Source organism: Siphonobacter sp. SORGH_AS_0500 (genome assembly GCF_002838835.1).
Lineage (GTDB): Bacteria > Bacteroidota > Bacteroidia > Cytophagales > Spirosomataceae > Siphonobacter.
The window spans coordinates 1-12,384 of record NZ_NHPP01000014.1 but is presented as its reverse complement, the minus strand read 5'-3'; the positions used below and the strand labels follow the sequence as shown (position 1 = coordinate 12,384).

The window sequence follows — 12,384 nt, the reverse complement described above, 5'->3', positions numbered from 1 at the left end:
TACCTGGTTTTCCTAATACCTTACCCCTATGCTGAAAAACCACATCAAAATTACCTTCCGCAATTTATGGCGAAACAAAATGTATTCGGGACTCAATATCGGGGGCCTGGCCCTTGGTATGACGGCCTCGATTCTGCTTTTGTTATGGGTGCAGAATGAACTGCGTTTCGATGCCTATCACCAACGGGCAGATCGGATTTATCGGGTGACCAATACGCTCCAAATCAGTCCGCAGGATTCGTGGGTATGGTCTAATTCGCCACTCGTCCTGGGAGATTTTGCCCAAAAGCAAATTCCAGAAGTTGAAAAAGTAGCTCGTTTTCAGAAGCCCTGGAGTCCACTCGTTGTTCGGATAAACCATGAGCTTTTCAAGGAACCAAACGCTGCGTATGTCGACTCCACCTGGTTTGAAGTCTTTGATTACCAGTTCGTCATGGGCAGTCCCAAAGTCGTTTTCAAGGACTACAATAGCATCGTTTTAACCCAGTCAAAAGCAAAACGTTTTTCGGCGATGCCGCTTCGGCTATCGGTCAGACCATTCGACTCGATTCTACAGACTACGTCGTCAAAGGCATCGTCAGGGATAATCCGGCCCAGTCCAGCTTTCAGTTCGATCTGATATTGCCCATTGCGGCCCTGTTGAAAAATCCTGAAGACGCCGCCAACGATCGCCAGTGGGGAAACTTTAACTATCAACTGTTCCTACAACTGGTGCCTGGCTCCAGTACCAAGGCCGTCGGAGCTAAATTGACGAACCTCTTTCGTACCTACAAAAAAGACACGCATACCATTGCCAGCCTGCTCCCCCTTACTGACATCCACTTTGCCAAAGGATTTCAGCGGGATGAGTTAGCCAGCGGAAATGAACGTACTACGCAGATTTTGGGTATCGTCGGCTTACTAATTCTCATCATTGCCTGCATCAACTACGTAAACCTGTCCACTGCCCGAGCAAGTACGCGGTCCAAGGAGGTAGGTGTTAAAAAGTTGATTGGGGCCGAACGGGGCCGATTATTTGGGCAGTTTCTGACGGAATCACTGGTCTTTACGTTACTAGCTCTTGGCCTGACGCTCGCGTTAGTAGAGCTGCTATTACCCTTTTTAATGACTTCACGAAAAAACACTTTGTGTTTACCCTCAGCGACCCCGGCGTAGCGAGCATACTATTGGGAACAATGCTGGTGACCATTTTCCTGTCGGGCATTTATCCGGCCCTGCTGCTTTCTTCCTTTCAGCCCATTCAGGTTCTGAAAGGCAATCAGCTGCTAGGAACGAAAACAACGCACTTCCGAAAAGCACTGGTGGTTCTTCAGTTTACCATTTCCATTACCCTAATCATTGGCACGCTGGGCATTTTCAAACAACTTCATTTCATTCAGACACACGATCCGGGGTATTCCCGGGAAGGTGTTTTCAGCCTGGAGCTTCCTTCCGACGAGTTCAGAAACCGCAAGGATCGGGAAGCGTTCAAAACTCAGCTTCGTACTCTGACTTCTATTGATGGCGTAACTGCCACCAGTCTTCCGCTCGAAAATAACCCCAACAGTATGTCGGGCGGTCTGCAGTGGAAAGGCAAGGCAGAAGACTTCAATCCTACTGTTTCGGCGTTGTCAGTTGAACCTGAGTTCCAGCCTATATTCAACCTTAAGCTACTGGAAGGCCGTTGGTTCAGTCATGCCGTACGAATGGATACGGCTAACGTGATTCTTAACGAAAAAGCCGTAAAAACCCTGGGATTGAAACCGCCCTATGTCGGACAATCCATCACGTTTAATGGTAGAGCCGGACAAATCATTGGAATTGTCAAAGATTTTCATTTCCGCAATTTTCACGAAGCCATTGCTCCGGCCGTTTTATTCTATGATCTTTCCTGGCAACGTACGTTTTACGTAAAAGCCTCGCTGGCCAATACCTCGCGGGCTCTGGTAGAAACGGAGAAAATCTGGAAACGCTTGTATCCAGACCAGCCCTTTGGGTATCATTTTATGGAAGAAAGCTTTCAGCGGCTACACGAGCAAGAACAACAGACCGGAATACTTTTCAACCTGTTCGCTACGATCGCTATTCTTATTTCCTGTTTAGGTCTTTTTGGATTGGCTACGTATACCGTAGAAGTTCGAACCAAAGAAATCGGTATTCGAAAGGTATTAGGAGCCAGTGTTTTTCATATTTCAAGCCTCATTTCCAAAGATTTCGTTGTCCTTGTACTCATCGCTTTTGCCATGGCCTCTCCCTTGGCCTGGTATGCCCTTGATCGCTGGCTGGAGGGCTTTGCCTACAGGGCCAGCCTGGGCGGGCTTACGTTTGGCATAGGTGGATTGATTGCTCTGGTGATTGCCCTTGTGACCGTTTCTACGCAGGCCATTCGGGCAGCCAATGCCGATCCGGTGAAGAGTCTCAAAAGTGAGTAACGAGTTTACATCTTTTCATCAGGAAGCCCCCTTCCCAACCTTACTATCATGTTCAAGAATTATCTTAAAATCGCTCTTCGCACGCTTTGGCGAAATCGCCTGACGACTAGCATTAATGTCCTGGGTTTGGCGGTAGGGCTTTCGGCCTGTATCGTTATTTTTTTACTGGTTAATTATGAATTTAGCTTTGACCGACATCCACCCGACGCCGATCGGATTTATCGGCTCGTGACGGAGTTCAAATTTGGCGACGATCCGGGACACAACGCCGGCGTTTCTGCTCCCATTCCCGAAAGTATTCGGCGGGAAGTAACGGGTCTGGAGACCGTCGCTGCTTTTCACCAGGAAAGTTTTGAGCAAATTGAAGTGCCTCGCTTGGGGCAAGCACCTATCCTTTTTCCGGCAGCGAAGGAATCCTCTTCTCACATGATCTTTACGGATGCTCAATTCTTTAAGATCTTGCCAGCGGAGTGGATCGCAGGCTCGCCTCAGACGTCGCTCGCCAAACCCAATCAGATCGTCCTGACGCAACGTCTGGCTGAACGTTATTTTGGCGAAGCCTCGTCCAAGGTACTGGGTCGAACGTTACGGGCCGTTTCCTACCAGGATACCCTGGAATTAACGGTATCGGGCCTTGTAAAAAATGCCGTTGAGCGAAGTGACTTTTCGTATCCGGCCTACCTATCCTTGGCTACCCTGACAAGCAGTAAAAAACGTCGCGAAAACTACGGTTTTGACGCCTGGACGAACACCAATGGAGCGTCCCAATGCCTGATAAAAATCAAGCCCGGTGCCAATCCTGATCAACTGGCCCAGAAGGTTACAAAACTGATTGATAGTCATTCCGGGGATTCTTCCATCGAGTGGAAACGCTGGTTTAGTTTTCAGCCTTTATCTGACGTTCATTTCAATCAAACCTACGCCAATGGCTTGCGAATAGCCCACAAGCCTACCCTGTATGGGCTGGCCGCAGTGGGTGTATTTTTACTGCTGCTGGCCTCCATCAATTTTGTAAATCTGTCTACGGCTCACGCCAGTCAGCGAGGCAAGGAAATCGGTATTCGTAAAACCCTAGGCAGTCGCCGCAGTCACCTCATCTCGCAGTTGCTCGGCGAAACGCTGCTGGTAACCGTCGTAGCCGTTTTGTTCTCCATTGCTCTGGCCGAACTGGGTCTGATCTACCTGAGTGAACTGATACCATCGGGCGTGGAATTGGACTTAAGCCAGCCTACCTTTTGGCTATTCCTGCTGGCCATGGCACTGCTTACGGCTTTGCTAGCCGGTATCTACCCCGGTTTACTGATCTCGCGTTTTATGCCCATTCTTACCCTTCGTGGTACCAACCTTTTTGTTCAGCCGGGAAAAATCGGTCTTCGTCGGGTACTCATCATTTCGCAGTTTGTGATTGCCCAAATGTTCATTATTGGAGCCTTATTCGTTAGTCGGCAATTGCAGTACATGATTCAGAAAGACCTGGGTTTTAACCGGGAAGCTATCGTTACTTTTCGCGTACCGACTAAATACTTCTGGATCAGTGATCAGAACCAACGCATTACGCTGGCCGACCGTATCCGAAAACTTTCGGGCGTCAAACAGGTGAGTTTGGCGAATCAGTCGCCTATTTCTTCGGGCTACAGTTCATCCATGATGAATGCCGTTCGCAACAAACAGAAAGTAGCGATCAATGTGTACCGCAAAGATGGCGATACGCAGTACTTAAGTCTCTTCGGGTTTCATCTGCTGGCGGGGAGAAATTTCGCCGAAAGCGATACCACGAGCGAACTGGTTATCAACGAAACCCTGGCCCGACAGATGGGTTTCCGCCAACCCACGGAGGCCATTGGTCAATTCCTGCAATACGGGAATGGGGCCCAGATTCCGGTGGTGGGGGTTGTACAAGATTTTCATGGTCGTTCATTACACGAATCCATCCAGCCTACGGCCTTGATGAACAATAGCCCTAGTAGTCTATCCCAATTTAACGTGCGGTTACAAACGGGCAGTGCTCAGGCGTTCGATGCTACACTGGCTCAGATCAAACAACTCTGGAATGAAACGTACCGCGGGGAGGATTTTTCGTACACCTTCTTCGACGATGAAATTGCCAAGCTCTACAATAAAGAACGAAATCTGGTAAAGCTCACCAACCTAGCCACGGGAATCGCCATTTTTATCAGTTGTCTGGGCTTATTTGGATTGGTAACTTTTACCGCTGAACGGCGTACCAAAGAAATTGGTATCCGGAAAGTGCTGGGAGCATCAGTTACTCAGCTGGTGGCTTTACTCTCCAAAGAATTTCTGATTCTGGTCGGACTAGCCTTCCTGCTGGCAGCCCCGGCGGCCTGGTATTTACTCCGGGAATGGCTCAATGGTTTTGCCTACCGCACGGAGCTAAGCTGGTGGCTGTTTGCGGCGGCGGGTACGTTAGCGTTGCTGGTTGCCCTGCTGACGGTGAGTACCCAAGCAATCCGGGCGGCGAATGCAAATCCGGTAAAATCATTAAAGGTGGAATAGTATTTCCATTAGCAAGACTCAAAAACTCACAAGCAATTGTGAGTTTTTTTGTATACACGTAACTACAAGTAGTACACAAGTCTCTGATCGATCAAACGTCTAATTTTCCAGGCAGACAGTTAATTATTTATCTTAGTATTCTCTTGTCTCGTGAATTCACTTATTCAGCTATTGAAAAAGCAACGTTCACAATTTCCCACGTACCATTCATTTTCACTAACGTCCAATATTCTTTTTCCCAATTAGTAATTTTACCGTTATTCCAATATTGATAGTCGAAGGTAACGCTACCGATAACGTCATCATTAGTGATTATAATATTTTCGCAATCACTCGGTTAGAGCCGAGCAACTTGTTGCGGGAACGGGATAGTTCTGAATGGCAAATCGCGGTGTAGACTTTTTCTGCTATTACTTCTCGAACGCAGGGAAAGGTCTATTTACTTTGTATTTAAATCTCAGTTTTAAACAGCCGCTTAGCTTATCCCGAAAAAATCGATTTTTCGGGATAATTTGTTTGTATTCCTGAGCCGGATACTAAGCATCATAATGCTGATTTAGCTACATTAGTGACATCCATATCAAACCATTGATTTTACTACATGAAACGACTCCTTTGGGGGGCATTCCTATTGTTTGCCCTCGTGCCTTCCACCTCTCAAGCTCAGAAAAAACACGCCTGGGAAACAGCCTCCAGCGGGGGTTACACCTACCGTTACGTCGCGAATGACCCCATGAAAACCCGTTTTTATACTCTCAAAAACGGACTGACGGTTATTTTGACGGTTAATAAAAAAGAACCCCGCATTTTCTCTTTCATGCCCACACGGGCAGGTTCCAACACCGATCCCCGCACCAATACGGGTTTGGCTCACTACCTGGAACACATGCTTTTTAAAGGCACTGATCAATATGGAACGCTAAACTGGGCCAAGGAAAAACCGTTGCTGGATGAGATTAATGCTCTTTACGAAAAGTATCACAGCACCACTGATACGGCTCAACGGAAGGCCATTTACCGCCAGATTGACCAGAAATCGGGCGAAGCGGCCAAGTTTGCCATTGCAAACGAATACGATAAAATGATTGCCAGCATGGGCGGTCAGAATTCCAACGCATTTACGAGTTATGAGGTAACAGCCTACATGGAAGACATTCCTTCCAATGCTCTGGATCGGTATTTGAGCTTGCAGGCCGAGCGTTTCCGCAAACCCGTTTTCCGCATTTTCCACACGGAGTTAGAGGCCGTTTACGAAGAAAAAAATCGTAGCCTGGATAACGACCCCTGGAAGGTGGAAGAGGTAATGATGGCCGCTTTGTTTCCTACGCACAACTACGGACAGCAGACCACCATCGGAACCGTTGAGCACCTGAAAAATCCTTCACTGATTGAAATTCGGAAGTATTTCGATAAGTATTATGTGCCGAATAACATGGCTGTCATCATGGCCGGAGATTTCAACCCGGATGAACTGGTTAAGATGATTGATCAGAAATTCAGCTTCTGGAAACCGAAACCCGTTAGCCTGTATAACCCGCCCAAAGAGGCTCCGCTAACGAGTATCCAAACCAAAGAAGTGTATGGCCCCACGCCCGAATCGGTGAGAATTGGATTTCGGTTACCCGGCGTTCTCGATGCCAAAGCATCCATTCTGGAAACGCTGATGGATGAGGTTATGTCCAACTCAGCGGCTGGTCTGATTGACTTGAATCTGAACAAAGGCCAGAAAATTCTGGGTGGCGGCTCGACTATTGAAAAACTGAAAGATTACTCGGTTTGGTCTATGTCGGGACGTCCGAAAAAAGGGCAATCGCTGGAAGAAGTGAAAGATTTATTGATGGGTCAGGTAGCGAAATTGAAGAAAGGTGAGTTTGACGAAAAAATCCTGCGTTCCATCGTCAATAATTATAAACTCAACGCCATTCGCGAACTGGAAAACAACTACAGCCGCGTGTATCCTTTGCTGGAATCATTCACGAATGACAAAGGCGAAAGCTGGCTGGCCTATACCGATCGGCTGGACGCAATGTCGAAGGTTACAAAAGCGGAAGTAGTAGCTTTTGCGAATGAATGGCTGAAGGATAACTATGTAATTGTCTACAAACGCAAGGGCGAAGACAAGAGCATTCAGAAAGTAGATAAGCCCACGATCACGCCCGTGGCTACCAATACCGACAAAGAGTCCCCCTTCCTGAAAAAGATTGATAACATGCCCATGGCGGCGATCAAACCCGTTTGGCTGGATTATCAAAAAGACGTAAAACAGGGTAAAGCGGGAATCGCCGAGGTACTGTACGCCGCGAATACCGAAAACGAAATTTTCCGTCTGGGTTACCGCCTGAAACTCGGTACCTACCACAGCAAATTATTAGGACTGGCCACGCAGTATATCGGTTTGTTAAGCACCGACCAAATGACCGCCGACCAGATCAGCACGGAGTTTTATAATCTGGCCTGTAGTTACACGATTCAGCCGGGGAATGAGTACACTACCATCCGTCTGACGGGCTTACAGGGGAACTTCACCCCTGCCACCCAACTGCTTGAACAATTGCTCCGCACCTGTAAACCCGATGAGAAAGCTCTGGAAGAACTGAAAGGTCGCCTGCTGAAACAACGGGCAGATAATAAACTCAACAAGGGTAGTATCATGCAGGGTTTGATGCAGTATGCCGAATACGGTGCGAAAAATCCGTTTAATAACCAGTTGAGTAATGAAGAACTGGAAAAGGTAACGGCTACTGAGCTCGTGAATTTCATTCATTCACTGGTAACGATGCCTCATCAAATCATCTATTACGGCCCGCTGACGTTACCTCAGTTTGAACAACAAATCGTAGCTCTGCACGCATTACCAGCCTCATTTGCGGCGGTTCCGGCCAAGCAGGAATTCAAACAATTGAAACAGTCAGCAAACGAGGTATTATTCGCCGATTATGACATGGTTCAGTCGGAAATTTCCTGGATTCGGAACACGGAGACGTATAACGCTGCCGAGACGCCAACGATTGAGTTTTTCAATAACTATTTTGGTGGAGGAATGGCTTCGGTAGTGTTCCAAACGCTTCGGGAATCGAAGGCCCTGGCCTACTCTACGTATGCGTACTACAACACGCCAGCCAAGAAAAATGATGACTATACACTCATTGCCTACATCGGTTGTCAGGCCGATAAGTTACCCGAAGCCGTTGCGGGCATGAATGAATTACTGAATAAACTTCCTGAATCTCCCGTAGCTCTGGAATCGGCGAAAAAAGGAATGAAGAAGTCACTGGAAACGGAACGCGTTCTTCAGGACGGAGTGATTTACAATTACCTGGCCGCTCAGGAAAAAGGGCTGAATTACGACGAACGGGAAAAGATATACGCCGCTTTGGATCAACTCACTTTTGCTGATCTGAAGAAGTTTAGCGAGAAAGAATTAGCGAACAAACCCTACACTTACTGTATTGTAGCCTCGGAAAATAAAGTGCCGCTGGCTTCTCTAAATAAATACGGTAAAGTGAAGAAGGTAACTCTGGAAGAGATTTTCGGGTATTAATGAAAAGCAGGCCGGACGTAAAACCCGGCCTGCTTTTTCAATTCTAAAAGATTTCCTTTTCCGTAGAGACGCAATAAAATTGCGTCTGGGTAGGAGGCTGTTTCTGTCTTCGCTATGCCCAATGGTCCCAGCTAAATTCTCCATAAAGCTGCTGTTTCAGATTGGTATTCTGTAAGGGATTTTACAATCCCAATGATGGATCACAGATTCTCCGCAGACAGATCTGGATTACAAACCCGAAACAGCTTATGGTATTGTCCTTACGCATTTACCAACGTTTCAATCTCCATTTTCTTCATTTTCATAAAGGCGGCTCCAACCCTGGGAGCCTTTTCCGGATTGGACATCAGTTGCCCTAGCATGGATGGAATCACCTGCCACGAGACACCAAACGGATCCTTACACCAGCCGCATACGCCTTCCTGACCTTTCTCGGTGAAATGATTCCAGTAATGATCAATTTCTTCCTGCGTGTCACAACTAATGACCATCGAAATACCTTCATTGAAAGTAAACGGCTGCGGAACCGCACTATCCATGACCATAAATAACTGATCGTTCAGTTTAAAACGGGCGTGAACTACGCTAGCCTCCAGCTTTACCTGACCGGGTTCATAACGAGCAATGAATACTTCTTCAGTACCGTTAAAGACATCCCTATAAAACGAGATAGCCTCTTCGGCTTTGCCCTGCTGATCACCGCAAAACATGAATAAAGGCACGATACTTTGTCTCACTTCTGCTACTTTACCCAGTGATAATTGCCAGGTAACTCCGTACCGATCCTGCACCCAGCCGTATACTTCACTCCAGTCGTAACTCCCCAGAGGAATAAACGCTTCGCCTTCCACCATCAATTCATTCCAGATGTTTTCAAGCTCCTCGGGATCTTCGAGCGTTACGTAAAACGAAATTGAGGCATTGGGCTGGTATTCAGGCCCTCCATTCAAAGCCATGAAAGGATTCCCGTCCAACTCAAAATAACTAACCATAGGGTTACTACTTTTTATGGAAGAATTCCTGAACAGAGACACATATAACTCGGCGGCCTCCTGGGCCTTTCCGTCAAACCAAAGACAGGGATACAGGGCTGGTTTCATACGTTTCTAGCTAGAGGCTTCGCAAATGTCCTTTAATTTTTTCAGAGCTCGCGGCCAGGTTTCATTGAAGTAATCAATGTATTTTTCGGTTGTATCCACATCGACGGTAAGGGTAGTTACTCCATCTTTTTCGTCAAAGGTATAATTCTCCAGCGATCCAGCCCATTCTTCTACCGCTGGGCCTTCGGTGACTTCCTCTCCTTCTGAAAGAACCCCATAATGCTCAATGGAAACAAATGTAGCAGGAATGTTCTCCCGGATTTTAGCGACCATTCCTTGTTTTTTTCCATCTTCACCTATGGCCGTAAAAATGATCTTTGCTCCTTTCGCCCAACTACCATCAAAGTCTGAGGTAGGGCCAAATTCCGCCGTCCAGAGTTTATAGGATTCCTGATTCAGCATCAAATCATAAACCCGACTGGCACTGGCGTTAATATCTATTTTATACTGCTGAGTTTTCATAGCCATGACTGTTTGAGATTAAGAAAAGCGTTTCGTAGCCTATTCCATACACATTACGAACCTCAAAGTGGATTTACTGCATCGAAAAAAAGCCAAACGGATTTCCTTCCGTATCGGTACAGATGGAGCAAAAGCCAAATTCTCCAATCGAAAATTTTGATCGAATGACCTGACCACCCGCTTGTTCCACCCGGCTTTCTTCTTCCGTACAATTCTGCGTTGGGAAGTATACCATCGTATTCACGCAATGGCCATCGCCTTCCTTGGTTCCCGGCATTTCGATCAGGGCACCGCTGACCCCCTGATTTTCCATGGGCGAAAAGAAAGCCATTTTCATTTCTCCTGCGTCGCCCGGAGCCGGAGCATCCGTAAATTTCGTACCTATTACTTCACTGTAAAATTTCTTGGCCCGCTCGATGTCTTTTGTGTAGATCTCAAACCAGCAAATGATGTTTTCGTTCATAGGAATTGAGGTAGTTAGGCTGTAGCCTGCTTCGTTTGGTGTTTTTTCAGAATTTCAATGCATAATTAATCATCCAGCATACCCCGTATTGGTCTTTGAAGCTGCCGAAATAATCACCCCAAAACATATCAGCCAGAGGCATTTCTACCTCTCCACCCTCAGAGAGAGCAGCAAACAGATGATCGGCTTCTGCTCTACTTTCGGCGTGCAGTGAAATGTAATGGTTTGTTCCCTGCGTGAATGAATGCCCGTAGGATTTGATAATATCTGAGCCCATCAAAACCTGACCGTTACTTAAAAGAATACTGGCATGCATGATCAGGTTTTTCTCTTCTTCCGTAAAATTTTCTACGCCCGGAGCCTCACGCATTTTTTGAATAACTAATTCACCGCCAAACACAGATTGATAAAACTGGAACGCTTTTTCCGTCTGGCCATCGAAGTTGAGATAAGGATTCAGTTGTAACATGGTTGATTCATTTAGGATTGATTTGCCGGACTGCCTGTTGCGTAGAAAGCAGATTTTCTGCGTGTTAAAGAGCCTTGGCCTTTGTTATTAGCCTTGGCAAACTTACTTTGGTGGAAGAAAAGAGAAGGGGGTACAAAGTGCCAATTAGCAGGGGTATTTGTGACATTTATCCGTTCAACCCAAAGGTTTTCATGCAATTATCCATTCTACTTACCCAGAACCACCGCCTGCTTAGTGTAGCAGCCATCATTGATGTATTCGAAACGACCAATCGTTTTCTGGAAGAAGAAAAGCTGGATCGTCAGTTTGACATTCAGTTCATTGGACTTAATCCTGAATTGCCTTCTAGTTTCAGCCAATACCCCTATCGTGTCCTTTCGGAAGTCAGTGAAAAGAGCGATCTGATCTTTATTCCAGCTTTCAGATCGGATGATATGGCCCAAACCATTCAGGAAAATGCTGAATTTATTGGCTTTCTGCATCGCCAGTTTCAGATGGGAGCCAACCTCATCAGTCTTTGCACGGGCTCCTTTCTCTTGGCTGCGGGAGGCTTACTCAACGGTCGTCAGGCTACGACGCACATTGAAGCCGTTGATGCCTTTGCTCAGTTATTTCCGTCGGTACAGCTTCAACCGCACGCGATCATTACTCAAAGCGAGAATATTTATACCAGTGGCGGAGCAACGAGCAGTTTTCACATGAAGCTGTTACTCATTCAGCAACATTGCGGACGGGAAATGGCGGTACGAATTGCCAAGACATTCGCCATTGATATGGATCGAAACAACCAGTTATATTTTGAGCATTTCAAACCCTCGATTACCAATGATGATGCTCTTGTTCGAACGGTTCAACTGACCATTAATAAACGTTTCGGTGAAATCAAAAATGTAGAAGAAGCCCTGGACGAAGTACCTTCGAGTCGTCGAAATATCATCCGCCGATTCAAGCAGGCCACGGGCATGACGCCCATTCGTTATTTGCAAAAAACAAAAATTGAAGCGGCGAAAGGTATGCTCGAAACAACCCATAAAGATATGGTTGAAGTAATGGTCGCGTCGGGTTATAACGATATGAAGAATTTTCGATTACTGTTTAAAAACCTGACTGGGTTAACTCCGAAGGAATACCGCGATAAATTTGGCATCGGCTCCATGATGACCGCCCGACCCGCGTCCGTAGCTCATGAGTAACCTTGTAGAGACGCGACTTCATCGCGTCTGGCAGGGAAATGAGTGCAATACAGAGGTTAATAAAAACACCTCTTCCCCAATGCAAATAAGGTTCACGTAACGAATAATCGCCTCTACCCAGACGCGATGAAGTGGACTAGCCCCAAGAAGTTGGACGGTTGTTTTAAAAGCCAGCGTTGATGCGGAAGTCTACGGGACTCATACCCTGTAGGTTCAAACGGATTCGCTGGT

General features: G+C 46.7%; 10 protein-coding genes. 6 read left to right on the top strand and 4 right to left on the bottom strand.

What is annotated here, in order from left to right; all coding sequences use genetic code 11:
- The first annotated feature begins 28 nt into the window (after positions 1–28).
- The 5 genes from BWI96_RS15860 (at position 29) to BWI96_RS15840 (ending at position 8,466) form a co-directional block, all read left to right on the top strand.
- Positions 29–619, top strand: coding sequence for an ABC transporter permease (locus BWI96_RS15860; RefSeq protein WP_106637532.1), 591 nt, complete (start codon positions 29–31; stop codon positions 617–619).
- Positions 526–1,155, top strand: a complete 630-nt coding sequence (locus BWI96_RS15855; RefSeq protein ID WP_106637531.1) for an FtsX-like permease family protein — start codon at positions 526–528, stop codon at positions 1,153–1,155. The genes BWI96_RS15860 and BWI96_RS15855 overlap by 94 nt, the downstream gene beginning before the upstream one ends.
- Positions 1,128–2,411: an ABC transporter permease gene (locus BWI96_RS15850; RefSeq protein ID WP_157830392.1), complete on the top strand. Its 1,284-nt coding sequence runs from the start codon at positions 1,128–1,130 to the stop codon at positions 2,409–2,411. The genes BWI96_RS15855 and BWI96_RS15850 overlap by 28 nt, the downstream gene beginning before the upstream one ends.
- 48 nt (positions 2,412–2,459) lie before the next feature.
- Positions 2,460–4,925, top strand: coding sequence for an ABC transporter permease (locus BWI96_RS15845; protein ID WP_106637529.1), 2,466 nt, complete (start codon positions 2,460–2,462; stop codon positions 4,923–4,925).
- Positions 4,926–5,526: 601 nt separating this feature from the next.
- Positions 5,527–8,466 carry a pitrilysin family protein gene (locus BWI96_RS15840; RefSeq protein ID WP_106637528.1) on the top strand — a complete coding sequence of 980 codons (2,940 nt, stop codon included), beginning with the start codon at positions 5,527–5,529 and terminating at the stop codon, positions 8,464–8,466.
- Positions 8,467–8,726: 260 nt separating this feature from the next.
- On the opposite strand, the gene BWI96_RS15835 is transcribed toward BWI96_RS15840, so the two are convergent.
- From BWI96_RS15835 to BWI96_RS15820, 4 genes are all read right to left on the bottom strand, one after another.
- Positions 8,727–9,566 (bottom strand): VOC family protein, encoded by an 840-nt coding sequence (locus tag BWI96_RS15835; protein ID WP_106637527.1) that lies wholly within the window; start codon positions 9,564–9,566, stop codon positions 8,727–8,729.
- A gap of 6 nt (positions 9,567–9,572) precedes the next feature.
- Positions 9,573–10,028, bottom strand: coding sequence for an SRPBCC domain-containing protein (locus BWI96_RS15830; protein WP_106637601.1), 456 nt, complete (start codon positions 10,026–10,028; stop codon positions 9,573–9,575).
- 73 nt (positions 10,029–10,101) lie between these two features.
- A complete protein-coding gene (locus BWI96_RS15825; RefSeq protein ID WP_106637526.1) occupies positions 10,102–10,491 on the bottom strand; it encodes a VOC family protein in 390 nt (129 codons plus the stop codon).
- A 46-nt stretch (positions 10,492–10,537) separates the two neighbouring features.
- Positions 10,538–10,960: a VOC family protein gene (locus BWI96_RS15820; protein ID WP_106637525.1), complete on the bottom strand. Its 423-nt coding sequence runs from the start codon at positions 10,958–10,960 to the stop codon at positions 10,538–10,540.
- 191 nt (positions 10,961–11,151) lie between these two features.
- Between BWI96_RS15820 and BWI96_RS15815 the strand changes: the two genes are divergently transcribed.
- The gene (locus BWI96_RS15815; protein ID WP_106637524.1) at positions 11,152–12,153 is read left to right on the top strand and encodes a GlxA family transcriptional regulator; all 1,002 of its coding nucleotides are present in this window, start codon (positions 11,152–11,154) and stop codon (positions 12,151–12,153) included.
- The last annotated feature ends 231 nt before the right edge of the window (positions 12,154–12,384 follow it).

Coding starts and splice junctions, on each gene's coding strand:
- BWI96_RS15845 (WP_106637529.1), top strand. CDS start 2,460: ATGTTCAAGAATTATCTTAAAATCGCTCTTCGCACGCTTTGGCGAAAT.
- BWI96_RS15840 (WP_106637528.1), top strand. CDS start 5,527: ATGAAACGACTCCTTTGGGGGGCATTCCTATTGTTTGCCCTCGTGCCT.
- BWI96_RS15815 (WP_106637524.1), top strand. CDS start 11,152: ATGCAATTATCCATTCTACTTACCCAGAACCACCGCCTGCTTAGTGTA.
- BWI96_RS15830 (WP_106637601.1), bottom strand. CDS start 10,028: ATGAAAACTCAGCAGTATAAAATAGATATTAACGCCAGTGCCAGTCGG.
- BWI96_RS15825 (WP_106637526.1), bottom strand. CDS start 10,491: ATGAACGAAAACATCATTTGCTGGTTTGAGATCTACACAAAAGACATC.
- BWI96_RS15835 (WP_106637527.1), bottom strand. CDS start 9,566: ATGAAACCAGCCCTGTATCCCTGTCTTTGGTTTGACGGAAAGGCCCAG.
- BWI96_RS15860 (WP_106637532.1), top strand. CDS start 29: ATGCTGAAAAACCACATCAAAATTACCTTCCGCAATTTATGGCGAAAC.
- BWI96_RS15820 (WP_106637525.1), bottom strand. CDS start 10,960: ATGTTACAACTGAATCCTTATCTCAACTTCGATGGCCAGACGGAAAAA.